Source organism: Glutamicibacter sp. (assembly GCF_035257265.1).
Classification (GTDB): domain Bacteria; phylum Actinomycetota; class Actinomycetes; order Actinomycetales; family Micrococcaceae; genus Glutamicibacter.
The window spans coordinates 310606-334515 of the sequence record NZ_DATEXC010000038.1; the positions used below are offsets into that span (position 1 = coordinate 310606).

The following is a 23910-nucleotide window of genomic DNA, read 5'->3' on the forward strand; positions in this document are numbered from 1 at the left end:
TTGAGGATCGGGCACCGGGGTGCACGCACGGCAGGCTTGGGATACCTCCAGTGTCGCACCCCACGGCAGCAGAATAAACCTTAGAAGATCAGTCATTTTCTGATCTGACAGTTTAGTATTTACTTCATGGAATTGCATCAGTTGAGAATCCTTCGCGAACTAGCGGATCTGGGTAGCGTGAACGCGGTAGCCAAGTCCTTGTTCGTCTCACCCTCTGCGGTCTCGCAGCACCTGGCACAGCTGCAACGTAATTTCCCCGCGCCACTGACTCAGAGGGAGGGGCGTCGGCTGGTGCTCACCGCCGAGGGCAAGCTCTTAGCATCCGCGGCGGCCTCCGTCGCCTCAACCCTGGCCGAAGTCTCAACCAAGATCCGCACACAGGAACAAGATCATGACGTTCCGATTCGTATCGCCGGATTCCACTCCATCGGGCAGACAATCTTTGCTCCGCTGCTTTCTTACCCCGAAGGGCATCTCCCGCCGCTACATTTTTCCGATGAAGATGTCTCGCAGCAGGATTTCCCGGCGCTCACCTCTTCCTACGACTTGGTGCTTGCGCACCGCATGCCGCATACAGCCCCGTGGCCTGAAGATCGCATCGCGGTAATTCCCTTGGCTTTCGAACCGCTGGATATTGCCATCCACAAGGATCACCGTCTGGCCAAGTTTGACGAGCTCTCCCCCGAGCAGGTCATCGATGAACCTTGGGTCGTTTCCCGCTCCGGATATTCCCCAGCCGATGTCTTGGAAACCATCGCTGCACTAGCCGGGAAAGCGCCGCGGATTGTGCATCGGGTCAACGATTACGCAACCGCTGGCGCGCTCGTCGAAGCCAGTGAATGCTTAGGGATATTGCCTCGATTCACCGCTAGAAAAACCTTGGGCGAAACGGTGACTTTACGACCAATCAAGGGCCTCAATTCAGGTCGACAAATCGACCTTCTATTGAGGGCAGAACACCTGCACCGGAATACCGTCACTGATGTCATCGAAGCGATCAGGAACACCGTGAAACGGTTGGTCATCAGCTGATCCCACAAATAAGGAAACACGATGTCAGTCATTCCGGAACCGTCGCTATCAAGTTCTAAAGATCTCACGAGACCCACTTATTGAATCTCCTGCGCAGAGAACGGCCAGACCTAACGTCGTCGTGGTTTACCTGAATCCCTATGCAGACCGTTCGATAGACTGCCGCCGACTCCGTACCGACGGCCACCCGGGGAATATGGATTCCGCAAGCCGGCTAGTTCGCTGCGTCATTTCGCTTTCTGAGCCCTCCGAATGCAAGTGGCTGGCTCCTCTGGAAGTGAATTACCGAACAGCCGGGATCCTCGTTAGACTATTTCGTTCACAGCCTAGGCCGTTGACATATATCAGTAAGCCGACCGTCAGAAATGCACCCTCCAAACAGTGGGAACAGGCAACAGCCTACCGAGCGTTTTCATCAGGACCTGGGCGACAGGCCAAGCGAACAGAGGACCAGTCTCAGTAAATTTGAGTTGCACAAAAATCAACATTTTCCGCGAGCAGCGCTCGAGCACCAGCGAACCCTCGAGGAACAACGGATGGCTTCTACCCCAGAACCGCAGTGGCGCCTTTCGCTCATTTTCCAAGCCAACGGATCGAGTGTCCCACATGACGATCGGCTTGCGGGACACTTCCATCGAAAGTCAGTTGTGTCTTCTCAACACGGCAAAAGCTTTGGGTAAATTTCGCTTCACCTTTGATTTCTTAGTGGTAGGTTCGAAGCATGATCCATTCATAAAGTTCTCTCGAAACTAGTTCAGAAGACCTACGAATGGATTTGTCATGCCCTCTGATGTTTTACAAGCTGACCTTCAGCACTCAGATTTCACTCCCACTGTTTCTCCATACGCAGTTATTTGCCGTGCAGAACCATTATCCTCAGCAGCGCTAGCTGCAGCGTATTTCGCTGCATACCCACCAGGCGTCGCGGCCGGAACCCTCGCAGAAGCGCAAACAGAGATGAAAGAATCCTTTGCGCACGAGTTTGGGCATCTCCTCGAAAATGCTTCTTTTGTCGCGCTACATCAAGGATCTCCGATTGGGGCGATTTTTGTTGTCGAAGAATCGATCTGGGATGAGGACATTTCCGGACCGTTCATCATCGATCTTTTCGTTGATCCTCGGCACCAGGGGCAAGGACTGGGTCGCGCCCTCATTTCCGCTGCGATGTCTGCCTGCAAGGCATATGGCGCGGACACTTTGAGTCTGCGGATCGGCGATGGTACCTCCGGCGCTGCGCTTGAGTTATATAAGCGGCTTGGGTTCCGCGAGTTAGTCTAAGCGAATAGTGACGATGTCATGCTTCGAAAAGCGAGGCGTGACACCGCGGCAAGTCTCGCCAGTAGTGAATCTCTAGACGCCCCATTCAGGGTTCCGCCTACGGAACTTTAGAGCGAACTTCGCATAAATTCCTATCGGCTCCGGAAGCCGACATCTCCGAAATAGATCACTCTGGATTCAATCAGGCAGGGCGAGATCTATTATCGAATTGCATCCTTCAAATACTTTTCTACATATAGGGAACCACAAAGTGGTTTCTACCTAGGCGCCATTCCAGGCCATCCACATCGATTATGACTAGAGGAATGGGATCCTTTCGAAACACACGTTTGCGCAGTTCGATTTGAGCTCCTCCTTCAAGATAGACGCGGGTAGCAATGCACAGCCTTCGAAGATCTTCTTCTTTATCCCCTTGAATGTCCCCATAGTCGAACATAGTTGCACCTACCCTCAACTCGGGAATCCAGACATCCACCCACTCATAAGTGGCCCGGAAAATGGCTGCGCGTTCAGTCCGTAATATGGAATCCACTCTGACAACGTGCAGATACCCGGCGTCTAGAGAATCCTCGTGTTTGACCTTGAAATTCTCATCAAAAACTTGAGCAGTAATTCGAAAAAGCATGGTTTGGATGTCAATAATCACGTTCAAAGCCTCTCACGCAATGCGTACGGTTCCCCACCTTGCAAAGAATCGGAATCGATATTGCCCAGAACCGAGCGTATTTGGTGTCCCAGTCAACGTTCCGCTTGCGGGAATTTCTTCAGAGCCGACTTGTCGAACTTATTCCCATATATGAGGCTCTTGTTGGACCAGAAAGGTGCAGACACTACAAGAGCTGGTGGTTCCTGGCTTCGAATCCGGCGGGCAAGATCTCAAGCATGATGTACATCAGATTGAATTCGTGGTCATCCCCTGAAGGTGGATTATCCAGTTCACGCTCCAGCCGGGCTACCAGATCCGCACCGGTTTCATGCCACGGCACAAAAGATGTGGAATTGGTGTATCTTCCGAGTTGAGCGTATCCCCTTGTACAGAGATTCAGGACTACGGTCGAGGCTTCAGCGACGGATTGGTCCTCGAGGGGTACTTTGCCATTGGCCTCCTCAATGATCCCCATGATGGTCATAAAATGAACCCAGTCGTCCTCACCGTAATCGAAAATCTCCAGTTCGATATCGTTCAGCGGCTCATCCACGGATTCTCCCGGTACAGACAATGACTATCGCTTTCTTGTCAATTGCATCTCGTTTCGATGCTAATTTCCAGCGACTCTAGCGGCTCAAGTGGTTTTGGGACCAATTGAATCTGAGTTTACATAGCGAGAGCTATTCATTGGAGGTTCGGCTCATGGAACGGCTCCAGAATAACTGCATAACTACCCTCAAGCGCAATAGATTGTCAGCATGAGTGCAGCAAAAATCAAGGCAAGTCTCGTTGATCCTCGATACGTCAGTCAGGAAAATCCGTATCCCGTGTATCGCGTGGATTTCTGGGACGAAGACCGTGCCTGCTACGAGAACCGCATTGAAGACGCAGAAAGCATTGTTGAGGTCCTCGCATGGGCAGAAGCAAACCGCCACGGCCGCTATGCCGTAATCTGGGTCGAATACATCTATGAAGGCGGAATCGGCATGACTCGGCTCCACTGGTGGATACCAACAGAGGTGGGCTCACCTTCAGCCAATGACCCTTATTTCAGGCAGTAGTCACGCAGCAACAGACTGACATGCAGGACATGACACGTTCAGTGTCCCAAAAGATGACCGCTACAGTTGTTGCCTAGACCAGACAAATCGATCTAGGCAACAACTGTATTATTCAGGTTCTACCGGTGGACTCCCGATATGGAGTTCGAGGCTCCCACACCAATCAGGAAGTCACCGCCAATTCGTTCGTGGTGTCCATCGACTGGGGAGTCCTGGCGAACTAGGTACTGGCTTACCCAGTGGCTCGTGCCCATACCGAATAGGTGACCATTCCGATCAGCATTGGGATGATGCCTAGAACGCGACGTTCGCAACGCCACGGACCAGCCAAGCCAGGGATGCCTCGTGCGGCTGAATTAGCGTACGGGCAGCAACTTGGCCGGCGTTATCAAATCAGCCATTGAAGGTCTCCGGGTTAGGACCGGTACGGCCATCGCGGTCTAGCGCGTCGATGCTACCGAGTTCTTCGCCAGTCAATTCAAAACCGAACAGTTCTAAGTTGGCGATAATGCGTGACTCAGTGACCGACTTCGGAATGATGACGCGGCCCTGCTGCAGGTGCCAGCGCAGGATAACCTGGGCTGCAGTTACCTTATGGGTCTCGGCAATCGCGAGGATGGTCTCGTCCGTGAGCATTGCACCCTGAGCCAGCGGGCTCCACGCTTCGGTGACCACTCCATGCTCGGCATTCGCGGCAATGACTTCGCGGTTCTGCAGAGCCGGGTGAAGTTCAACCTGATTCACTGCGGGAACGATACTTCCCTCAGCGATCAGCTTGGTCAGGTGCGCGGGCTGGAAGTTGGAAACGCCGATGGCACGAATCTTCTTGTCTGCGTATAGCTTCTCCAGTGCCCTCCAAGTTTCAACGTACAGGTCCTTTGCCGGAGCCGGCCAGTGAATCAAGAAGAGATCTAGGTACTCGAGGCCTAAGCGCCGCAGGCTCGAATCGAGCCCGGCGATGGTCTGCTCACATCCCATCTCAGAAATCCAGAGCTTGGAAGTGATGAACAGTTCGTCACGAGCGATTCCGGACTCAGCCAAAGCCTGGCCCACGCCCTCTTCATTGCCGTAGATGGCAGCGGTGTCGATGCTGCGGTATCCGGCTTTCAGTGCGGACGCTACGGCAGCGGTGGTTTCCTCGTTGGGAACCTGGAAGACACCAAAACCTACCTGGGGCATTTCAACGCCGTTATTCAGGGTGACGGTTGGGATTGCGGTAGTCATATCTAACTCCTTGAAATTACTTGAGGGACTATTAAAAATTTGGATTAGCTAGCTGGGACTAGCTCAGGTGTGGCTGCCGAGGACTTCTTAGCCAAACCCATAGCAACAAGCACGAGGACCAGTGCGGCGAAGGTAATGATCGCTCCGATCCAGATTGGCGAGCTGTACCCGAGACCTGCTGCAATACCCAGGCCGCCGGCCCATGCACCCAGCGCATTACCTACGTTGAAAGCTCCGATATTGGCGCCCGATGCCAAGGTTGGCGCGTTTCCGGCGTACTGCATGATGCGGCTTTGTAAGCCGGGAACGGTACCAAAACCGAAACCGCCCATGAGAAGCAACGCGATGAAGGTTGCAATCTGATTGCTCGCCAGGAAGCCGAAGATAACAAGTACAACGAGCAAAGCAGCGATGAAGAGGAGCAAGGTACGGTCGATGTTCTTATCGGCCATTCGGCCGCCGATCCAGTTACCAGCGAAGAGGCCAACACCGAAGAGCATCAGCAACCACGGCACGCTGGTTTCGTTGAAACCGGTGATTTCGGTCAGTGTGTAGGCGATGTAGGTGAAAGCACCGAACATTCCGCCGTAGCCGAGGACGGTGACACCCAAAGACAGCCAGACCTGCAACGAGGTGAAAGCACCAAGTTCGCGCCTAATCGAGATTCCCTCTGCAACATGCTTGATCGCTGGAACCAAGACAAGAATGCCGATCAGCGCCAGGACACCAATGCCGGAGATAGCCCAGAAGGTTGAGCGCCAGCCGGAGTGCTGGCCTAGTAGGGTTCCAAATGGAACACCAAGAACATTGGCGGCGGTCAGGCCGGTAAACATAATGGCGATGGCGCCTGCCTTTTTATTGGCCGGAACCATATCCGAGGCCACCACCGAACCAATACCAAAGAAAGCACCGTGGCATAGAGCGGCAATGATGCGCCCAATCATGGCCACTTCATAGGTGCCGGCCAGTGCGGTCAGCGAGTTGCCGATAATAAACAGCACCAGCAAACCTACAAGCACTGGCTTGCGTGGCAGACGAACGGTGGCAGCGGTGAGCCCAAGGGCCCCCACCACGACGCTCAGGGCGTATCCGGAAATGAGCCAGCCAGCAGCTGCCTCACTGACTGCGAAGTCGGTGGCCACGTCTGGCAACAGGCCCATGATGACAAATTCAGTAAGCCCGATGCCAAAGGCACCGATAGCCAACGCAATAAGACCGAGCGGCATAGCGTTACTCCTGCTAGACTAGATAAATTAGTTGCACACGCTTGTTATTGCGCGATGAACACTATCGTTGCATACGCAACTAACCAGCGCAAGCAAGTATTTTTGGAGGAACTCATGGGAATCGCGGATGATGCTGTCGAAATCCGTGCTCGTGGATGGCGTACCTTGGCGTCATTGCACGGATTAATCGAGGCTGCACTCGAAAAGGATTTGACCGCGCAGGCCGGGCTTTCTGTGGTCGAGTACACATTGTTGGACGCTTTGAACCGGCAGGACGGTTGGCATATGCGCATGGCGCAGCTTGCCCGGGCAACCGCTCTGAGCCCGAGCGCGACGACGCGCTTGGTCACCCGGCTGGAAGATCGAAATCTGCTCTCTCGCGTGCTGTGCGCCGATGACCGCCGCGGGATTTACACAGAGCTCACCGCCAACGGCCACGAGTTGTATCAAAAGGCGCAGCCAATCCACGATGCCACCTTGGAACGTGTTTTAAAACAGGCCGAAGAACAGCCAGAACTGGCACCACTGGCTCGCATTCTTCACGAATTCTCAGTGGCCTAACTAATCACTGATTCTGCAGGAAGGCTCAAACTTGACGCGTCCAAAATTTTCCGCCGTGCTCTTTGATTGTGATGGCGTACTCGTCGATTCCGAGTCCATCACCAACTCAGTGCTGCGAGAGATGCTCATTGAACTGGGTTGGAACATTAGCCAAGAAGAGTGCATTAGCATCTTTATCGGCAAAGCCTTGAAGGATCAATGGGAACCCATTCTGGTTCACACCGGGGTGCGGATTGATGAACAGTGGATCGCCGAGTTTCGGCAACGTCGCGATATCGCTCTGCGCAAAAACTTGCAGGCCATACCCGGTGTTTTGGACGCGGTGAAACGGATTTCGACCCTTTACGGCGACAAGCTGGCCTGCGCTACAGGTGCGGACCGGGCCAAGGTTGAGATGCAGCTATCGATAACCGAGATAGCGCCATTCTTTGGCAACCAGGTCTACAGCGGTATGGAATATGCGCAGAGCAAGCCGGCACCGGATGTCTATCTCGCAGCGGCTTCTGGCCTAAGCGTTGATCCCCGACAAGCAGCAGTTGTCGAGGATACGGTCACCGGAGTGAGTGCTGGCGTTGCGGCCGGGGCGACGGTCTTTGGTTACTGCCCAGGTGGACCTATCAGCAGCACCAAAGAAGAGCTCTTGACGGCAGGTGCAACCGAAGTGTTCACCAGCATGGATCAGTTGCCGGGACTTCTCGCTCAGGACTAGTTGAGGCACAGCACTTTAGATATCGACGGCGAACCCGCTTAGCCCCAAGGTTCCAAAGTGAAGTCCTCGTGCAGCGGGGCACGCCCGGCCAACCATGCGACTAGTTCTGTGCGCGCTTGTTTGCTCGCCAATCGTTCAGGAACGCTGGCTAGTAAATTTTCAAGATCCCACGCTGCGTATTCATCGGGCCAGCTACTTGGTGTGTATCCCAGCCCAAGATCTACTAGATGCATCTGCACCTCGCGAAGGCGATGGGCCGGGCAACCGCCAACTCCGTAATTTCCTCCGCCCATAAAGTCGGCGTTGGGCCACTGGGCCTGTTCACTTTGCTCCAGAATTCCGTTTAGACGCCAAATACTCGATTCAAGATCCGTCAAGATTTCAGATGCCGAATTCTTCGCGCCGTCTTCAATTTCCTGGCGGCGTTGCTCTGGACCGTTCGCATATTTGGGAACGTCCTCGCCGGCTAATGCTCCATCCAGACGCCGTGCATGCGCATCGGCATTTCTCGCAAGGTGCGTCAACACATGACCGATGGACCACCCCGGCAGTTTGCTATCCTGCCTCATCGTCTCGTCGCTGAGGCCGGCGACATGCTGCAACAATTCTGCATGGGATTCGATACATAAACGTGCAGCGATGCTCGGCTTTTTCTCGAGATCCACAGTGATCCTCTCATCGATCTAATCAGACAGTACTCAGATATTTGTTGAAAATCAGCTTACGGTCTGAGGTAGCTCAAATAACGTTCACGTGGAACTATCTGGAGCTAGCTGTCAAGACTTCCAAGGTCTCACGCCCAACAACGCCCAGCAGGTCATCAGTGCCAAGATTTACCGTTAACATGGCATATCGTAATCCCCAACCGCGCGCTCGTTGCCAAGTTGGGCTGCCCTCTGCAATGCCGTAACTCTCGAAAGCACTGCTGATGCCTCGGGGCGTGAAATGCATCCAGAACATACCTAGATCCGAGGCCGGGTCACCAACACATAGATCGCCATAATCGACCAGAGCCACAGTGGAGTGTTGCGCCCCATCCCCCACTACCGTGTTGTGTGGATGCGGATCGCCATGCAGCCACACTGGTGCACCGCAATATTCCTCCGCATTCAGAGCCTCGTTCCAAATCATTAAGGCCGCGGGCTGGATGGACGAATCTAGGAACGAGATTTGTTCGCGAGTCCGTGAATCAACCAAGCTCAGTGCACAGCCACGGAATTCGCTTCGCGGTTCCTGTATACGTGCCGGTTGATGCAGTGCACGTAATAGTCCAGAAAATTCCTCCGCGTATTCATCGCGGTCCTGACGCTTGAACTGCGCGGCACTTGATCCCGGAACGTAGCGGCAAATCGAAAAGGTAAAAGGGTAACTGGAAGTGGGCTGACCTTCAAAGATCGTCAAGCCAATATCTACACCGGTGTCCTTTGCCAGTTGTGGAAGCCAGGTACGCTCTTTGAACCCGATGTCCTCCCCCATCTGCCTGCGAGGCAAACGAATCAGCAAAGAATCTCCGAGGCGATAGACCTCGTTATCCCAACCGGTGGCAAGGTACCTGATTTCTTCGTGAGCCCACTGGGGTGCTTGAGATGCTATCAGCCCGCGCACCAGCGCCAGATCGATCGCAACCTCCGCTTCAGGCATAGCCGTCTTCTTAACTGGTGGGGAGCTCATCGCTCAATACTAATCGTCTAAAGATGGATGGCAGATACCTGGTTTGACTCAATAATTAGTGGCAACAAAAAGTTTGAGTTGTCTACGACGAAAGACTCACGATTCCAAGCTTTGGCAGTTCTGAAATACATTTTTTGTCCTTCCACATGTCTGTTCATCGAAGGATATTCAGGATCCGGATCATTCCCATTTCGAAGTGCCATTCGGGCCGCCGCTTCCTTAAACGGAACGTCCAAAAACACCGGGCAATCCCAGCAAGAAATGAGTTCCTCTCGGCGCGATAACATACCTTCAACCAAGATGAGCGAATCTTATGGAGACTGGACAGTTTCTAACGTGATAGATGCCTCGCCACCCCAGAGCGTACTCATCGAGTGAAGACTATGCCCCTGGGCAGGTCATTCACTTCACGAGCTGAACTAGTTAGCGATTTGTTCCAGTTAAGTACCTTTGGATGACCGGACCGACCTCAGCGACCAATTCTTCATGAGTCCGAGACGTGATGTCTGGGAGTTTGATGACATACCGAGTGAATCCAATGCCGAGCATGTGAGAGGCAGCCAAGGCTACTCGCTTGCTCTGATCTGGGTCTTCTGCAGATAGCTGCGCAACACCACGCATCCGAGAACCCAAGACCGTTTTGAGCATCTCAGAGGCGCTACCTGAAGTAGCTGCAGAGCGAACGATCGCCAACAAGATGTGACGAGTTTCGTCGTCTTCCCAAAGTCGAAGGTATATATCGACCACTCGGACACCTATATGGTCAGGATCACCAATAAATGCTTCTCTCAGTCGCTGCGGGATGGTGGTGTGCTCAGCCAAGGTAGTTGCAAATAGGGTTGCCTTGTCGCCAAAGAAATGGCGGATTAGCGCCGGGTCAACACCCGCTGACGTGGCAATAGTCCGAATAGACGTTGCTTCATATCCCGACTGCGAAAACAGTTCGCGCGCCGAATCGAGGATTGCTTCTTTCGTGCCGCTATCGCCGGAACGACGTCCGCTGGGGCGCTTAGGCAGGGACTTTTCATCTTGATCGCTCATAAATTCAGTATACTTCTACACCTGAGGAATTCCTCAGGTGTAGAGTTAATGAGCAAGAGACCTAAGAACCACAAAAATAAGGTTCTTGGCGAAGCCAACTTCCCCCCACAGTCTTCCCTCCAAAAGGCCACCGGTTAAAGATTTCCCCTATCTGCGGCCACCCCACCTCATTCTGAAATCAATAGAGGAGTCAGACCATGACATCCCAAGTAACCAGCCCAACCCCACATACAAAGTGGCCGGTCGCAGTAACCATCGGCGCAGTAGCCTCGCTCGTGCTTGCCTTGGTTGTGCTTGCCTTCCTCTGGCCGGGAAAAACCGCGCAAGCCGAAAACCTGCCAGTAGGTATTTCTGGCGATCAAGCCAAGGTATCCGCTCTTGAAAGTGCTATGGGAGCCACGAATACTTTCGATTTCGTCGAGGCCAAAGATCGCGCGGATGCCGTTAGCCAAATTAAGTCTCAGCAGACCTACGGGGCTATCGTACTGGGTTCCGGCACTGAAGTTCCTGAAGTTTTGACCGCACCAGCAGCAAGCCCAGTGTCAGCTCAGATGCTCACGGGCGTAGCCACTCAGCTGTAGGCTCAAGTCTCACAACAGGTCGCCAAAGCTGGCGGGGACCCTGCGTCCGTGAAGGTTTCGGTCACCCCTGTCGTCCCATTCTCCGTTCATGATCCAAGTGGTTCTGGTCTTGCCTCTGCGTCCTTCCCGATGGCCATCGGAGGCATGCTTGGCGGCGTACTGATTTCCTTGCTGATCACAGGTCCGGTGCGGCGTTTGGCCGCCGTTGCCAGCTTTGCAGTTGTCGCAGGACTGGTCGTCGCGTTCATCATGCAGACGTGGTTCCAGTACCTTCAGGGAGACTTCTGGATCAATGCTTTGGCGATGGGCCTGACGATGATGGCAACCGCTTCCTTCATCGTTGGCTGCACTTCGCTTATTGGCCGGGCAGGTATCGGAATTGGTGCCGTGGTGACGATGTTTGTCGGCAATCCCCTGTCAGGTGCCACCATGCCTTGGCAATTCTTGCCAGCACCATGGGGTGCTATCGGACAGTACTTAGTACCAGGCGCTTCCGGTTCGCTCATTCGATCCCTCAGCTACTTCCCTGATGCTTCCACCGCACAACAGTGGTGGACGCTTAGTGTGTGGGTTTTGGTCGGTATCGTACTGACATTGATTGGGCATTTCCGCGCCAAAGAAACTATGCACGTGCCAGAGAGCACGCTGGAAACACCCCACGCTGGGAAGCACGTTTCCTAGGTGAATAAGGGTAAACATCTTGTTGTTTACCACTCAATCTGACGCCCATGAGGCACTTTCCTAGAGCACGGACGGACCCTGGTCCTCCGTGCTCTAGCAATGTTCTCGGGACTATTTTTGACCATTTGGGTAGAGGATTCGCAAAAGGTTCCGGTCTAGAATCGTGGCATGAGCCCATCGGCATCCAACGAGCAGATTCTCGTTCACCTTATTCTTGAAAAGTTCGACCGGCTCTGCGCAACGGTCAACGACGTTCCAGACGTATTGATCAATAGCTGCTTGCCAGTGGAGGGCAGCAACTCGCCAGTGCAGATTCTCGTGCATTGTTGCGGCATGATGCGACGTTGGTCCTCAACGGTGAACCTTGGCATCAAAGTCCCCCGTGATCGGGACGCTGAGTTCAGCGCAAGAATGAGCAAGCCAGAGGTTTTGAAATTGGCCTTGGAAACCAGAGCAGCGTTTGCTGCAGACATCTCATTCACCACAATGGAACAAGCTCCTGCCGTTTTGCCATCGGGCCGAGAAATCGAATATTGGATGGCAACCTGCAAAGGCGTCCTCATGCATGTTTACGAAGAGCTCTGCCAGCACTTGGGCCATCTAGAAATCACTCGTGATTTCTTGCGCCGCCCTTAGAAGGAAGTAGTGAATCTAGAACGTCTTGGGTGGAAACCACCTGGGCGAAACCGTCACCGTGAAGATTTGTCGCTGTAACCTGCATCAGGGTGGCTGCCGGTATTACCGTGCCGTCAGGTCCTGCCAGATCAAAAGTTCGTGTGGCATCGAGAGGAACAATGACATCAAATCCCAGATTCCCGCCTATACGGGCGGTGGTTTCTACACACAAGTTGGTTTGGATTCCGCAGACGAAAATCTGATTGATTCGCGTGATCCTTAGCCACTGGTCTATATCCGGGGAGCCATAAAATGATGAGTTCACTGCCTTAGTTACAAACAGATCAGGGGTAACCGCCTGGACCGATTCGTGAAGATTATTGCCGGCCCCTTCCACAAACAAGGGTGAGCCGCACAGGTAGTCCCAATCATCCAAAAGGATTATGGATAACCACCGATCGCCTACATAGGCTTAAGTGCAGAACCGTAATCATCGATCTTGGCACCGACTCGAAGCTGGGCACCAGGATTACTGGAAGGACCGTGAAGCTGGTGCTTGCTTGGCTTGGAATGACTGGAAATCCTGAACACGAATCGCTGCCCTTGTGGACCGGTGTCAGTGAAAGAAGAAAATGGGGTTCCCTGCTCATTTGCCTAGGACTGGCTTTTCTGACCTTCGCTACTACGAGCTGGCTTATCAAAGGTGATTCAGAGGACTTGTTCTTCCTACCCTGGACGCTGGGGGCAGGCGTATTGCTCCTCGGCTCGCTCCTTGCTGAGCGTGCCTTGATTCAGATTCCTGCGAACTCTAAAGAATCTCCAACTACCGAATCGTAATTGCTGCCGTTCATGGCGGAATCGTAGATATCCGAATTCGTTCTTACGCGAGCAGTTTTCACGGTCGCCACAACCGGGCCCATTTCTGACACCAGACCTCTGTCCGATCGCGAGCCTCGGGCATTCGTTTGCCCTAGGCAACCGCAACCTAATGATCGCCCGGGTCCTAGGTCTGGGCCGATTAAGGAGATCTCCGTGTAATGCTTGTTAAAAACGCCGGCCTCGGACTTCACAATTGGAAGTCCGAGGCCGGCGCCAGGGTTTGAAGTCCGAGGACTATAGGCCCAGCTTCTCGATCACGATTTCGCGAACGCGACCTGCATCAGCTTGACCGCGGGTGGCCTTCATGACCGGTCCCATCAGCGCGCCGATAGCCTGCATCTTGCCGCCCTTGATCTTCTCGACCACATCAGGCATTGCAGCCATGGCATCATCCACGGCCTTGCCCAAGGCATCATCATCGTTGACCACTGCAAGCGAGCGTTTCTCAACGATTTCACTTGGCGTACCTTCACCGTCAACGACGAATTCCAGTACCTGGCGGGCGATCTTGTCATTGATCTTCTTGCCCTCGATCAGCGAGTTCAGCTCAACGATGGTCGCAGGAGTCACGCCCAGATCAGCGATGTCCTTGTCCGCAGCCTTGGCCAGACGAGCAATCTCGCCCATCCACCACTTGCGGGCTACCGCAGCAGAAGTACCAGCAGCAATGGTTGCTTCGATCTCGTCGAGAACACCAGCATTGACCACGTCGCGGAATTCCTTGTCCGCATAACCCCAGTCGGCCTTCAGACGCTTGCGGCGATCTGCCGGCGGCTCGGGAAGACGGCCACGCAGTTCTTCAACCCATTCAGCGGTGGTGACGATTGGCACCAGATCCGGCTCCGGGAAGTAACGGTAATCGTCAGCATCCGACTTCGGGCGTCCCGAGGTAGTCGAGCGAGTATCCTCGTGCCAGTGACGGGTTTCCTGAACAATCTTGGCACCAGAATCCAGCACCGCAGCGTGACGCTCAATCTCGAAGCGCACTGCATGCTCTACCGCGCGCAAGGAGTTCACGTTCTTCGTTTCGGTACGCGTACCGAACTTATCTGCACCCTTTGGCATCAGCGAAACGTTCGCGTCACAACGCACGTTGCCGTGCTCCATTTTTGCTTCCGAAACACCAAGGTTCTTCACGATTTCGCGCACCGCAGCCACATAGGCCTTAGCCAGCTCGGGAGCGCGCTTGCCTGCACCCTCGATGGTCTTGGTGACGATCTCTACCAGTGGAACGCCCGCACGGTTGTAGTCAACCAGCGAGTAGTCCGCACCCTGGATGCGTCCGGTGGATCCACCCATGTGGGTCAGCTTGCCGGCGTCTTCTTCCATATGCGCGCGTTCAATCTCAACGCGGAAGATTTCCCCATCCTCCAGCTCGACATCCAGGTAGCCGTCAAAGGCAATTGGATCTTCGTACTGCGAGGTCTGGAAGTTCTTCGGGGTGTCCGGGTAGAAGTAGTTCTTCCGGGCGAAACCGCACTTTTCAGCGATCTGGCAGTTCAGCGCCAGACCGATCAAGATGGAGTATTCCACCGCGGTCTTGTTGACCACCGGCAGCACGCCTGGCAGACCGAGGTCTACCGGGGTGACGTTGGTGTTCGGGGCGTCGCCGAAAGCGTTCGGCGCGTCCGAGAACATCTTGGTCTTGGTGTTTAGCTCTACGTGGACCTCAAAGCCGAGCACCGGATCATACTTTTCCAGCGCCTCGTCGAAGTCGACTAGTTCATCGGTGTAGTTAGACATGTGCTCCCCTTAGGCCTTTGGCGCGATCGACGCGGAATCAATGGCAGGTGCCTGCGAGATCAGGGTGTGGCCCCAGCTCTTTTCCAGCAGTGCTTCCAGTGCCGCACCGGCGCGGTACACGCGGGCGTCTTCGAAAGCAGGCGCCAAGAACTGGATACCCACCGGCAGGTCCTCAGACAATCCGCCTGGCACGGTGATGCCCGGGATGCCGGCGAGGTTAGCCGGGATGGTTGCCACGTCATTGAGGTACATGGCCAATGGATCGTTGTCGTTCTCGCCCAGTTCGAAGGCCACGGTTGGTGCCGTTGGGGACACCAGTACGTCTGCTTGTTCAAACGCTGCGGCGAAGTCGCGCTGAATCAGCGTGCGGACCTTCTGTGCCGAACCGTAGTACGCGTCATAGTAGCCTGCACTCAATGCATAGGTACCCAAGATGATGCGGCGCTTTACCTCATCGCCGAAACCTGCGGCACGGGTGGAACCCATGACGCGTTCAATGGTCATCGGACCGGATTCTGGCAGCACTCGTTTACCGAAGCGGACACCGTCAAACTTAGCCAGGTTGGAAGAGACTTCCGAAGGCATGATCAGGTAGTAAGCGCCCAGCGCGTATTTCAGGTTAGGGCAGGAAACCTCAACGATTTCGGCGCCCGCACCCTTGAGCAATTCCAGAGATTCTTCGAAGCGTGCCTGCACGCCAGCTTGGTAGCCTTCACCCTGCAATTCTTTGACCACGCCAACGCGCAGACCCTTCAGATCTCCTGCGGCGCCAGCTTCTGCGGCAGCAACCAGACCCTCAAGGGTCTTTGGCAGCGAGGTTGAATCCTTCGGGTCGTGCCCGCCGATCAGTTCCTGCAGGTACGCCGAGTCCAGCACGGTACGAGAGACCGGGCCAATCTGGTCCAGCGAGGAAGCCATGGCGATCGCACCATAGCGCGAAACACCGCCATAGGTTGGCTTCACACCCACGGTGCCGGTCACTGCGCCTGGCTGACGGATGGAACCACCGGTATCGGTGCCCAGCGCCAGGGGTGCCTCGAAGGAGGCAACGGCAGCGGCCGAGCCACCGCCGGAGCCACCGGGGATGCGGTTCAGGTTCCACGGGTTGCGGGTCACACCGTAAGCGGAGTGCTCGGTGGACGAGCCCATAGCAAATTCGTCCAAGTTGGTCTTACCCAGCATTGGAAGCTTCGCCGCGCGGATCTTTTCAATGACGGTCGCGTCATATGGGCTCATCCAGCCTTCGAGCATCTTTGATGCCGCGGTGGTGGGCTGGCCCTTGGTGACGATCAGGTCCTTGATGGCAATCGGCACACCAGCGAATGGGTGCAGCGCTTCGGCTTCGGCACCGCCGGCTGCGCGAATCGCGTCAACCTCGGCAGCTACGGCGAGCGCCTCTTCGGCGTTCACGTGCAGGAAGGCGTTCAGTGCACCATCAACTTCGGCGATACGGTCCAGGTGAGCCTGTACCGCTGCGACGGAAGTTACTTCGCCAGCGCGCAGCTTTGCTGCCAGTGCGGTGGCGGAAAGACGAATCAAATCAGGCACAGATTTATTCACCATCCAAAATTGCCGGGACCTTAAAGCGGTCCGAGTCCGAGTCAGGCGCGTTGAGCAGAACTTCATCGATGCTCAGCGTCTGCCCCACCACGTCTTCACGCAATACGTTGGTCAACGGGATTGGGTGGCTGGTGGCTGGGATATCGGAGGAGGCGACTTCGCTGACGGATGCGATGGCATCGACGATCACGCCGAGCTCACCGGTCATCTTATCCAGCTCTGCGCCGCTCATCTCGATATGGGCCAATTGTGCCAGGTGCACAAGGTCCTCACGGCTGATGGCAGACATATATCTCCCTAAAGTGGGCGGATGGGTTTCACAGATAAGTCTATCCCTTGCCCGCACTCACCTAGGTCGATTTGGCCATCATGCGGTTATGCTATGCGCAATACCAGACCGCTGAGCGGTTGGCCTAGCGCGTTTTCCCACGAACCGACCACACCTTGCCCGGTTACTTCGCCGGCGACTGGGCGGCGAATCACTTCCAGCTTGCCACTGACACCGTTACCTAAGACCCGGACATTTGAGTCTTCTTCGAAGGAATTATTCTGATGTTGCGGGACCGCTCGGCCGGCAAGAAGTTCGTTGAGCTGTTGAGTGAACACCGGGTCACCGGTTGCGTCGTAGATGTAACGCAAGCCGAGAATCCCGTGATCGCTGGTGCCCACAAGATATGCTTCGGCGCCTTCCAGCTCTTCGGCTCGGTAGCTGAAGGGCACGTGGTAAATCACCTCGGAGCGATCGGCACGGTCTGCGACGAGGCGCAGTTCCATCCCCACTTCTCCGGCGGGATCCTCCAAACGGAAGCCACCGACGTTCTGTAAGTCTGGAGCGCCCTGACCGTCGTAAAAATCCTGCGTCACCAGCCACTTGGCGAGCAACTCATTTTTCGAAGGATTCATGGAGGTGTTGTAGATAATGCCCATGGGCTCAGTCTGCCAAGCGCGCGCTGAGCATACAAGAGCCAAGAGCTAGTGTTGTTCAGACTTCTTTGACAAATAGTTTGTTTTTCTCTTTGCTAACCAACTTCCGCGACGACTAGATAGCATGGTCTTCATGTTCAGTGAGGCGCAGTGGAATCAAATGTACCAGGCCCAAGACTATGGCAAGAGCCTGCTCTGTGATGAACAGGTGGATTTGCGCGAGGTGGAACCAGAGGATCTTGCGCAACTTGCCCAATGGTGGAATGACCCGCGCTGGGCAGTGCTGCAACAACGCATTATCAAACCCCGGCCTTCCCAATCGGTGATGGAAATGCTGGCTAGCTGGAGTATCAACAAACCCCACAGCGGTGATGCTGGATTTAGCATTTTTGAATGCCAGGATGGACGGCTTATTGGGCACATCACGCTCAGCGGTGGATCTTTGCCACACCGCGCCGCCCAGTTAGCCATCATGCTCGGCGGTGACCAGGTCAACCGGGGCTACGGTACCCGTGCCATCGGTCTCATGCTCAAATACGGCTTCGCGGAGATGGGGCTAAACCGTATAGGGCTTAGGGTCGCCGCCTTTAACACCCGCGCGGTACGCGCTTATGAAAAAGCAGGCTTCATCCTTGAAGGACGAGAGCGAGAGATCTATTTCCATCAGGGTCGTTTCCACGACCAGCTGATTTTCAGCGTTCTCGCCCGTGATTACTTCGCGGCGGTTGCGCCCGCAGGCTAGCCGGTGACTACTTACCAGCCTTAGTCAGGAAGTCGGCAACTAGCGGACCGGCAGTCTGCGCTCCCCCATCGCCATCTTCGACAAAGGCTGCAACAGCCAGATCGCCTTGGGCGGCAATCACCCAGGCGTGAGCGTTTCGTTCGGCGTCGTATTCAGCGGTGCCACTCTTGCCGATAATTTTTGTCCCGGGAACCGACTTTAATGCTTTGAGCGTTCCATGGTCCACCGTGCCGGCCATCATTTCCTGCAACTGTTCGGCTTCTTTTTCTGTCAGCGCGCTCTTAGCCTTGACCGGTTCTTGCACCTTCGGGCTCACCACGAGTTGTGGATGCACAGTGCTGGCGTTAGCAATGGATGCCATCACTGTTGCCATGCCCAAAGGCGAGGCTTCCACCACGCCCTGTCCAATCATGTTTGCAGCCAGCTCGGTACCTTCGGAATCATCTGGCACCGAACCGATAAATGCTTCGGCTCCGGTTCCATCATCTGCCAGTAGCCCTAAGGAGCTGGCGGCGTCGGCCACCGCTTTGGCCCCGAGCCCCTTACCTGCATTGACGAAGACCGTATTGCAAGACTCTGCAATGGCTTCTGCGAATGGAATCGTACCCACCGCCTTGGCAGGGTAACCGTCATAGTTCTTGAAACTTTTCCCATCTACCTCGGTAGTTGCCGGGCACTGCACCTTGCTCTGGGGTGTTTCGCCGTCACGCAGCATGGCAAGGGCACCGACTACTTTGAAGACGGATCCCGGTGCGTAGCGTCCTTTGAGCGCCGTATTCAGCCCGTTGGTTTCAGGTCCGGATGCGGCCGCGAGAATTTGGCCGGTGGAAGGTTTGATGGCCACGATGGAGGAAGCCGAATCAGTTTCAGCAACCAACGACTCCGCAGCGGTCTGCAGATTCTCATTGAGCGTCAGTTTGAGATCTTCGCCTGCGACCGGTTCACTGCTCAACAGTTCGGCCACGGCCTCGTGGTCCGCGTTATAGCGGGAAACGGTGACGCCTGAGCTCCCCGCTAATGACTCGTTATAGGCCGATTGCAGACCGGAAAGACCCACCTGGTCACCGGCCTGAATTTTGCCTTCAGACTTTTTGATAATTTCAGCGGTGGCTTGTCCGACGCTTCCAAGGATCGGTCGGGCGAAGGTACGCGTGGGGGCTAGGGGCATCTCATCAGGCTGCGCGATGGCACCTGGGATCCCGGTAATTTCGTCATCACTTACCTCGCGGCTGGCGTCATCACGCAATACGATAGCCTGCACCCAGGCCTTGGCCCCAGACTTTTCAACCCGATTAGCGAACGAATCTTCATCGATCTCAAGTAATTTGGCCAGATTACGTGCCGAAGAATCCCACGTGTCTGCCTCGGTGCGAGTCTTGTCGATTCCTACCCGCACCACCGGACGATTCTTCACCAGGGCATTGCCGTTACCACCCAGAATCTGTCCACGTTTGGCTTCGCTAAATCGTGCGTCAAGATATTCACCGGCGACCAAACCGGGTGCGAGAATCGCCGGGTTAAAGCGCAGCTTCCACTGCTCGGCGTCCTGATCAAATTCCATGACCGCTTGAGTTTCATAGGTGAGGTCGTTGTCGGAGGAGTCAACATCCCACGTGGTCTGCACGGTTGCGGTAGCCGTTTTCACCCCGTCCTGGGTTTCTTCGTCTTCCGCCGCATTGAGCACGGTGTGGGTATGCTTGATCTCGCCCATCGGACCGAAGGCTGTTTCGACGCTTTTGTTCGCGGCGCTTGCATCGCTTCCAGCGAGTGGCACCTGGCTAAAGTCCCCGGAACCGAGCGCGGCGGTCAAGGCCTCGGCCGCGGGTTTTGGGTCCGGCGTTGCTGCGCTGCACGCAGTAAACGTACTGGCAACGAGCGCGGCGACGGACAGGGCAACAACACTTCGGGGGAAACGACGCATGGCGTCAGTCTATGCACTTCGTACTGCAGCTCGCTAGAACGGCTCGCCACATGTCAGCGTTAGCTATGCGGTTTAGTCCGCTAAGTTCAGCGAGTACACCACAAGGCGGATATCGGTATCGGGAACTACCCAATCACGTTCGGCCCGGTGGATGAATCCCAGTGACTCATAAAGACTTCTTGCTGCTAACCAGTGTTGACCGGTGGTTAGCGAGACCGTGTGCACGTCGGCAAGTTGGCGGGCAAAGTCAATTGCCGCCACCACCATCGCTTTGCCAGCACCGGTGCGTTGCACGCCCGGATCAACGCTGAGCATACGGATTTCCAGCTCGCCTTCTAGTGCAATGTCAGCATATTCATTACCTGCTTGAATGAGTGTCATCGAGGCAACAAGATGACCAGCCTTGCGCGCTACCAAAATGTCGCAATACTTATCGCGTCGAGCAACCTGGCGAACAAACTTGAGGTATTCGTGTTGCGGATCAGCAAAGTGCCCGGCCTGCACATACGCATCAACCGTTAGTTGGCCAATTCGTTCATAGTCGGCCACCGTAGCGGCTTCGATCAGTAATGGGCTGCTGGTAACTTTGGCATCATCAATTTCAGACATGGTTCTACTATTTTGTCACCAATTCTGAATCTTCAATGCCCTTTCTATGGTTTCATTCGCTACTTTGAATTTTGCTTAGTTTAGTCTTTCCGCGTGAAATCACCGATGAGCAGCCAAGTGGCGAAGGTGTGAAGACGTCGTGATGATTTGACGTGAAATAAAAGACAGTGTTGCTGTGCTGTCTGCCAGCAACCAGTAAAGTAGTAAGCATTGCCCTTGGGCATACGGTCTTTCTCTTTGATCACAATGCTGTGCTCGCCTGCGCCACGTCCATGGCCGAGGAAGTAGCTTTCCTACTAATCACCCGTAACTGGACTGTTTTTTAGCTGCCTTCAGAGCGGTGAGAAGTTTTAGAGAAGTACAGACACAACCCAATAATTTCAATTTGTCAGGGACAACATTTTGGTTCAGTTCCAAAAATTTGCGCTACGGCGCGTAGCCAGCCCTCACTAATTCTATTTTTACTATCAGATCGGAGAGTGAACGACTTGCGCGTTCTCATTGGTTCATCCGCGGAACATGTTGCTCGCATTGCAGCAGATAACGTCCTTGCAGGATTAACACACCACGGGCATGGAAAAAATCCCGTACTCGGTGTCGCTACGGGTTCATCCCCCTTGGGCCTGTATCGCGAGTTACGTGTGGCGGTTGCCGAAGGACGAGCAGACTTCTCCAACGCACAAGGCTTCGCCTTGGACGAATACATCGGCATCCCCGATACCCATGAGCTCTCCTACCGTCAGACGCTGATCACCGAAGTATGCAACACTTTCGGCCTGCCCGTCAGCGGTCTGCACACTCCCCGAGGCATGGCAGATACTGTCGAGGAAATCGAAGCCGCCGCACATGCGTATGACCAAGCCATCAAGGCTGCCGGTGGCGTACAGGTCCAGATCCTTGGCATCGGTAGCAACGGCCACGTCGGGTTTAACGAACCAGGAAGCGCGTTACGAAGCCGCACCCGTATCAAGCGTTTAGCTGCGCAGACGCGCATCGACAATGCACGCTTTTTCGACGGCATCGAACACGTCCCTACCCATTGCGTGACCCAAGGTCTGGGCACTGTTTTGGAAGCCGGGCGTCTAGTCCTCGTGGCTACGGGAGAAGCTAAAGCAGAAGCCGTGGCGCTAGCCGTTGAAGGTCCGCTGTCTGCATCCTGCCCGGGTTCGGTACTGCAACTTCACCCAGATGCTGTGGTACTTCTCGACGAGGCTGCCGCGGCCGGTCTTAAGAAACGCGCCTACTACGATGATGCGGCGGAAGGAATCAGCCTAGAGAACTTGAGGGTCCACTAGGCCTGTTTCAATACGGCCATTGATGTACCAGCAGTGTAAGACTGAGAATCATGGCAGTCTATTTCGAATGCGTCACCCAAACTCCGATGAGTCGAACCGAACTATTTGACCGTTCACGGAGCATTGACGCACACCTAGGTTCAATGTCTCAGACAAATGAACAAGCTGTCGCTGGAGTGCTAAGTGGCCTAATCTCACTCGGTGAGCAGGTCACGTGGAAGGCCCGACATTTTGGAATACCGTTTCGACTCACCACGAAAATCACGGCCATGGATCCGGCCCGCATGTTCATTGATGAACAGTTACGTGGACCGTTTAAGTCATTCCATCATGTCCATGAATTTTTTGACGTGGATGGCATGACAATGATGATTGATCGGATCAGTTTCACGGCCCCTTTCGGCCCCCTTGGATGGGTGGCCGAAAGGCTAGTTTTGGGCTGGTATATGCCTCAGTTGATCAGGCAGCGAAACAAATTTCTTTTGGAAAATTAAGGCTCAAACAACAGGCTATCTAGATGATCAAGGACGTTGGGTGCTGACTCGTCCTTGTCGGCAGTAACTGCGAACGAGTGGGAGTAGGCGGCGCAGGACTCTGCGTCCCCACACTCATCATATGGACTACCTGTAACTAGCAACGTAGCAGCCCCTTGCGGGAAATCGGTAGGGATCGGGACTTCGTCGCTGAAGGAACCATCTGTATTCACAAGAATTTCCCGCCCCTCCAGAGGATCTGTTTCGGAGTACTCCGAAATTAGCCGAAGTGTGTAGTTTTTCCCTTCTGCATAACCCAGATCGCATTTGGCAGCGGGCGCAGAGACGGTAATCGTCCCTCCTGGCTGGGCCGTCGTTTCAGAAAGAGACATGGCTTCAGGCAAACACCGTTCTTGGGACTTGGAACAACCTGTAGCTAGAAGTAGCGGCACCATCAGCGTGATAGCACCTGCTAAACCATAAATTCTCTTGGGACTGCTATTCAAGGTTTTACCTTTCCAGTGCGCGCTACTGCTGCTGAATTTCATGACGCAGAATCTCGTGGCGATCGCCGAAATATGATCTTTGCATTTGGGGATCATGCCTGCGACCTGATAATTCTTTTATTCAATCCTACGCATAAAAAGAATTGATAGCTAGGATTCGGCCCCGACAGGAAGTAATTATTTAGTTCGCGTGTCCCGACGGCTCGATTTCTCAGACGATACTTATAGGCTTAAGTCCGTCCGCATTTAGACTCACAAGGCGTGACAGCAGATCCAACAAGCAAGGGAGCGTCTCATTACCGCTCAAATTCAGCGACTCGATTCCCAAAATGACCATGTCGGAAAAATTGCGCTATTCCTCTCGCATATTTTCACCCCGGTGATCTTAGCCAGCTTGCTGTTGCTTTCCACGCCTTTGCGGCACAGCGAAGTCTCCTGGGTTGAAGTATGCGTTGCTACCGCTTTCACCATGTTGCTTCCGTGGCTGTATCTGCTGTGGTCCACCTACCGCGGAACAGTAACCGATTTACACGTCACCAGACGCAGTCAACGTCATAAAATATTCGCCCTCACCGCGGTATCGATTGGACTTGGACTCCTACTACTGAGCCTGATGGACGCGAGTCAGCGGATATTTGTTGAAGTACTCTCCATCTTGGCCGGATTGCTCATGGTGGCAGCGATTAACCTGTGGTGGAAGGTCTCTGTGCATATGGCGGTCGGCTGCTATGTGGCGCTACAGCTTTGCACGAGTCTGACAGGGGTCCCACCGGTGCTGTTATTTATCGGGGTGCTCTCATGGTCCCGCATTCGTAGCCAGCAGCATACCTCCTCGCAGGTCTGCGGCGGTGTCGTTGTTGGCATAGCAGTGAGCTACCTTAGCGGTTGGATTGCAATGCTCAGCTAACCGCTCCAAAAACGCTTCTGGC

28 protein-coding genes are annotated in these 23910 nt (G+C 54.6%); 13 read left to right on the plus strand and 15 right to left on the minus strand.

The features are described 5' to 3' along the window. Positions 1-126 precede the first annotated feature (126 nt). Both VJ369_RS10235 and VJ369_RS10240 read left to right on the plus strand, forming a co-directional pair. Positions 127-1032: a LysR family transcriptional regulator gene (locus tag VJ369_RS10235; RefSeq protein ID WP_324091960.1), complete on the plus strand. Its 906-nt coding sequence runs from the start codon at positions 127-129 to the stop codon at positions 1030-1032. A gap of 780 nt (positions 1033-1812) precedes the next feature. After that, the gene (locus VJ369_RS10240; protein ID WP_324091961.1) at positions 1813-2310 is read left to right on the plus strand and encodes a GNAT family N-acetyltransferase; all 498 of its coding nucleotides are present in this window, start codon (positions 1813-1815) and stop codon (positions 2308-2310) included. Positions 2311-2539: 229 nt separating this feature from the next. Here VJ369_RS10240 and VJ369_RS10245 read toward each other — a convergent pair whose 3' ends face one another. Beyond that, positions 2540-2956: a hypothetical protein gene (locus tag VJ369_RS10245; protein WP_324091962.1), complete on the minus strand. Its 417-nt coding sequence runs from the start codon at positions 2954-2956 to the stop codon at positions 2540-2542. A 184-nt stretch (positions 2957-3140) separates the two neighbouring features. Further along, positions 3141-3509, minus strand: a complete 369-nt coding sequence (locus VJ369_RS10250) for a hypothetical protein (protein WP_324091963.1) — start codon at positions 3507-3509, stop codon at positions 3141-3143. Positions 3510-3717: 208 nt separating this feature from the next. Here VJ369_RS10250 and VJ369_RS10255 point away from each other — a divergent pair, with 208 nt between their 5' ends. Further along, the gene (locus VJ369_RS10255) at positions 3718-4020 is read left to right on the plus strand and encodes a hypothetical protein (protein WP_324091964.1); all 303 of its coding nucleotides are present in this window, start codon (positions 3718-3720) and stop codon (positions 4018-4020) included. Positions 4021-4413: 393 nt separating this feature from the next. Here the strand turns inward: VJ369_RS10255 and VJ369_RS10260 are convergent, their stop codons facing one another. Together VJ369_RS10260 and VJ369_RS10265 are read right to left on the minus strand one after the other, a co-directional pair. After that, the gene (locus tag VJ369_RS10260; RefSeq protein WP_324091965.1) at positions 4414-5244 is read right to left on the minus strand and encodes an aldo/keto reductase; all 831 of its coding nucleotides are present in this window, start codon (positions 5242-5244) and stop codon (positions 4414-4416) included. 44 nt (positions 5245-5288) lie between these two features. After that, the gene (locus tag VJ369_RS10265) at positions 5289-6470 is read right to left on the minus strand and encodes an MFS transporter (RefSeq protein WP_324091966.1); all 1182 of its coding nucleotides are present in this window, start codon (positions 6468-6470) and stop codon (positions 5289-5291) included. A gap of 114 nt (positions 6471-6584) precedes the next feature. Between VJ369_RS10265 and VJ369_RS10270 the strand changes: the two genes are divergently transcribed. Together VJ369_RS10270 and VJ369_RS10275 are read left to right on the plus strand one after the other, a co-directional pair. After that, positions 6585-7031, plus strand: a complete 447-nt coding sequence (locus tag VJ369_RS10270) for a MarR family winged helix-turn-helix transcriptional regulator (RefSeq protein WP_324091967.1) — start codon at positions 6585-6587, stop codon at positions 7029-7031. Between the two features lie 31 nt (positions 7032-7062). Then, the gene (locus VJ369_RS10275; protein ID WP_324091968.1) at positions 7063-7740 is read left to right on the plus strand and encodes an HAD family phosphatase; all 678 of its coding nucleotides are present in this window, start codon (positions 7063-7065) and stop codon (positions 7738-7740) included. A 38-nt stretch (positions 7741-7778) separates the two neighbouring features. Here VJ369_RS10275 and VJ369_RS10280 read toward each other — a convergent pair whose 3' ends face one another. The 3 genes from VJ369_RS10280 to VJ369_RS10290 all read right to left on the minus strand — a co-directional run bounded on the left by VJ369_RS10280 (position 7779) and on the right by VJ369_RS10290 (position 10452). Further along, a complete protein-coding gene (locus tag VJ369_RS10280) occupies positions 7779-8405 on the minus strand; it encodes a maleylpyruvate isomerase N-terminal domain-containing protein (RefSeq protein ID WP_324091969.1) in 627 nt (208 codons plus the stop codon). 94 nt (positions 8406-8499) lie between these two features. Then, positions 8500-9381, minus strand: coding sequence for an aminoglycoside phosphotransferase family protein (locus VJ369_RS10285; protein ID WP_324091970.1), 882 nt, complete (start codon positions 9379-9381; stop codon positions 8500-8502). Positions 9382-9834: 453 nt separating this feature from the next. Further along, positions 9835-10452 carry a TetR family transcriptional regulator gene (locus tag VJ369_RS10290; RefSeq protein WP_324091971.1) on the minus strand — a complete coding sequence of 206 codons (618 nt, stop codon included), beginning with the start codon at positions 10450-10452 and terminating at the stop codon, positions 9835-9837. Between the two features lie 197 nt (positions 10453-10649). On the opposite strand from VJ369_RS10290, the gene VJ369_RS10295 reads away from it, so the two are divergent. From VJ369_RS10295 to VJ369_RS10305, 3 genes are all read left to right on the plus strand, one after another. Beyond that, a complete protein-coding gene (locus VJ369_RS10295; RefSeq protein WP_324091972.1) occupies positions 10650-11033 on the plus strand; it encodes a hypothetical protein in 384 nt (127 codons plus the stop codon). 48 nt (positions 11034-11081) lie between these two features. After that, on the plus strand, positions 11082-11714 hold the full coding sequence (locus VJ369_RS10300; RefSeq protein ID WP_324091973.1) for a hypothetical protein: 633 nt from the start codon (positions 11082-11084) through the stop codon (positions 11712-11714). Between the two features lie 168 nt (positions 11715-11882). Then, positions 11883-12350: a DUF664 domain-containing protein gene (locus VJ369_RS10305; protein WP_324091974.1), complete on the plus strand. Its 468-nt coding sequence runs from the start codon at positions 11883-11885 to the stop codon at positions 12348-12350. On the opposite strand, the gene VJ369_RS10310 is transcribed toward VJ369_RS10305, so the two are convergent. Next, positions 12322-12765, minus strand: a complete 444-nt coding sequence (locus VJ369_RS10310) for an isochorismatase family protein (RefSeq protein WP_324091975.1) — start codon at positions 12763-12765, stop codon at positions 12322-12324. The genes VJ369_RS10305 and VJ369_RS10310 overlap by 29 nt on opposite strands. A 134-nt stretch (positions 12766-12899) precedes the next feature. Here VJ369_RS10310 and VJ369_RS10315 point away from each other — a divergent pair, with 134 nt between their 5' ends. Next, positions 12900-13166: a hypothetical protein gene (locus VJ369_RS10315; RefSeq protein WP_324091976.1), complete on the plus strand. Its 267-nt coding sequence runs from the start codon at positions 12900-12902 to the stop codon at positions 13164-13166. Positions 13167-13442: 276 nt separating this feature from the next. Here VJ369_RS10315 and gatB read toward each other — a convergent pair whose 3' ends face one another. The 4 genes from gatB to VJ369_RS10335 form a co-directional block, all read right to left on the minus strand. Further along, positions 13443-14951: an Asp-tRNA(Asn)/Glu-tRNA(Gln) amidotransferase subunit GatB gene (gene gatB / locus VJ369_RS10320; protein ID WP_324091977.1), complete on the minus strand. Its 1509-nt coding sequence runs from the start codon at positions 14949-14951 to the stop codon at positions 13443-13445. Between the two features lie 9 nt (positions 14952-14960). Further along, positions 14961-16514, minus strand: coding sequence for an Asp-tRNA(Asn)/Glu-tRNA(Gln) amidotransferase subunit GatA (gene gatA, locus VJ369_RS10325; protein WP_414652645.1), 1554 nt, complete (start codon positions 16512-16514; stop codon positions 14961-14963). Next, positions 16504-16800: an Asp-tRNA(Asn)/Glu-tRNA(Gln) amidotransferase subunit GatC gene (gene gatC, locus VJ369_RS10330; protein WP_324091979.1), complete on the minus strand. Its 297-nt coding sequence runs from the start codon at positions 16798-16800 to the stop codon at positions 16504-16506. The genes gatA and gatC overlap by 11 nt, the downstream gene beginning before the upstream one ends. A gap of 86 nt (positions 16801-16886) precedes the next feature. Next, positions 16887-17438, minus strand: coding sequence for a maltokinase N-terminal cap-like domain-containing protein (locus VJ369_RS10335; protein WP_324091980.1), 552 nt, complete (start codon positions 17436-17438; stop codon positions 16887-16889). 130 nt (positions 17439-17568) lie between these two features. Here VJ369_RS10335 and VJ369_RS10340 point away from each other — a divergent pair, with 130 nt between their 5' ends. Further along, positions 17569-18177, plus strand: coding sequence for a GNAT family protein (locus VJ369_RS10340; protein WP_324091981.1), 609 nt, complete (start codon positions 17569-17571; stop codon positions 18175-18177). A 7-nt stretch (positions 18178-18184) separates the two neighbouring features. Here the strand turns inward: VJ369_RS10340 and VJ369_RS10345 are convergent, their stop codons facing one another. Both VJ369_RS10345 and VJ369_RS10350 read right to left on the minus strand, forming a co-directional pair. Beyond that, complete coding sequence (locus tag VJ369_RS10345) at positions 18185-20098, minus strand: penicillin-binding transpeptidase domain-containing protein (protein ID WP_324091982.1); 1914 nt, start codon at positions 20096-20098, stop codon at positions 18185-18187. Between the two features lie 72 nt (positions 20099-20170). Beyond that, the gene (locus VJ369_RS10350; RefSeq protein WP_324091983.1) at positions 20171-20707 is read right to left on the minus strand and encodes a GNAT family N-acetyltransferase; all 537 of its coding nucleotides are present in this window, start codon (positions 20705-20707) and stop codon (positions 20171-20173) included. Positions 20708-21186: 479 nt separating this feature from the next. Between VJ369_RS10350 and VJ369_RS10355 the strand changes: the two genes are divergently transcribed. Together VJ369_RS10355 and VJ369_RS10360 are read left to right on the plus strand one after the other, a co-directional pair. Then, positions 21187-22002, plus strand: coding sequence for a glucosamine-6-phosphate deaminase (locus tag VJ369_RS10355; protein WP_324091984.1), 816 nt, complete (start codon positions 21187-21189; stop codon positions 22000-22002). A 143-nt stretch (positions 22003-22145) separates the two neighbouring features. Beyond that, on the plus strand, positions 22146-22496 hold the full coding sequence (locus VJ369_RS10360; RefSeq protein ID WP_324091985.1) for an SRPBCC family protein: 351 nt from the start codon (positions 22146-22148) through the stop codon (positions 22494-22496). Here VJ369_RS10360 and VJ369_RS10365 read toward each other — a convergent pair. Further along, on the minus strand, positions 22493-23023 hold the full coding sequence (locus VJ369_RS10365) for a hypothetical protein (RefSeq protein ID WP_324091986.1): 531 nt from the start codon (positions 23021-23023) through the stop codon (positions 22493-22495). The genes VJ369_RS10360 and VJ369_RS10365 overlap by 4 nt on opposite strands. A 337-nt stretch (positions 23024-23360) precedes the next feature. Between VJ369_RS10365 and VJ369_RS10370 the strand changes: the two genes are divergently transcribed. Then, complete coding sequence (locus VJ369_RS10370; protein WP_324091987.1) at positions 23361-23888, plus strand: hypothetical protein; 528 nt, start codon at positions 23361-23363, stop codon at positions 23886-23888. The last annotated feature ends 22 nt before the right edge of the window (positions 23889-23910 follow it).

Excerpts from the sequence above, each read along its gene's own strand:
- VJ369_RS10235 (WP_324091960.1), top strand. The coding sequence starts at position 127 with ATGGAATTGCATCAGTTGAGAATCCTTCGCGAACTAGCGGATCTGGGT.
- VJ369_RS10240 (WP_324091961.1), top strand. The coding sequence starts at position 1,813 with ATGCCCTCTGATGTTTTACAAGCTGACCTTCAGCACTCAGATTTCACT.
- VJ369_RS10255 (WP_324091964.1), top strand. The coding sequence starts at position 3,718 with ATGAGTGCAGCAAAAATCAAGGCAAGTCTCGTTGATCCTCGATACGTC.
- VJ369_RS10260 (WP_324091965.1), bottom strand. The coding sequence starts at position 5,244 with ATGACTACCGCAATCCCAACCGTCACCCTGAATAACGGCGTTGAAATG.
- VJ369_RS10265 (WP_324091966.1), bottom strand. The coding sequence starts at position 6,470 with ATGCCGCTCGGTCTTATTGCGTTGGCTATCGGTGCCTTTGGCATCGGG.
- VJ369_RS10270 (WP_324091967.1), top strand. The coding sequence starts at position 6,585 with ATGGGAATCGCGGATGATGCTGTCGAAATCCGTGCTCGTGGATGGCGT.
- VJ369_RS10285 (WP_324091970.1), bottom strand. The coding sequence starts at position 9,381 with ATGCCTGAAGCGGAGGTTGCGATCGATCTGGCGCTGGTGCGCGGGCTG.
- VJ369_RS10290 (WP_324091971.1), bottom strand. The coding sequence starts at position 10,452 with ATGAGCGATCAAGATGAAAAGTCCCTGCCTAAGCGCCCCAGCGGACGT.
- VJ369_RS10295 (WP_324091972.1), top strand. The coding sequence starts at position 10,650 with ATGACATCCCAAGTAACCAGCCCAACCCCACATACAAAGTGGCCGGTC.
- VJ369_RS10305 (WP_324091974.1), top strand. The coding sequence starts at position 11,883 with ATGAGCCCATCGGCATCCAACGAGCAGATTCTCGTTCACCTTATTCTT.
- VJ369_RS10315 (WP_324091976.1), top strand. The coding sequence starts at position 12,900 with ATGACTGGAAATCCTGAACACGAATCGCTGCCCTTGTGGACCGGTGTC.
- gatB (WP_324091977.1), bottom strand. The coding sequence starts at position 14,951 with ATGTCTAACTACACCGATGAACTAGTCGACTTCGACGAGGCGCTGGAA.
- gatA (WP_414652645.1), bottom strand. The coding sequence starts at position 16,514 with ATGGTGAATAAATCTGTGCCTGATTTGATTCGTCTTTCCGCCACCGCA.
- gatC (WP_324091979.1), bottom strand. The coding sequence starts at position 16,800 with ATGTCTGCCATCAGCCGTGAGGACCTTGTGCACCTGGCACAATTGGCC.
- VJ369_RS10335 (WP_324091980.1), bottom strand. The coding sequence starts at position 17,438 with ATGGGCATTATCTACAACACCTCCATGAATCCTTCGAAAAATGAGTTG.
- VJ369_RS10340 (WP_324091981.1), top strand. The coding sequence starts at position 17,569 with ATGTTCAGTGAGGCGCAGTGGAATCAAATGTACCAGGCCCAAGACTAT.
- VJ369_RS10345 (WP_324091982.1), bottom strand. The coding sequence starts at position 20,098 with ATGCGTCGTTTCCCCCGAAGTGTTGTTGCCCTGTCCGTCGCCGCGCTC.
- VJ369_RS10350 (WP_324091983.1), bottom strand. The coding sequence starts at position 20,707 with ATGTCTGAAATTGATGATGCCAAAGTTACCAGCAGCCCATTACTGATC.
- VJ369_RS10360 (WP_324091985.1), top strand. The coding sequence starts at position 22,146 with ATGTCTCAGACAAATGAACAAGCTGTCGCTGGAGTGCTAAGTGGCCTA.
- VJ369_RS10365 (WP_324091986.1), bottom strand. The coding sequence starts at position 23,023 with ATGAAATTCAGCAGCAGTAGCGCGCACTGGAAAGGTAAAACCTTGAAT.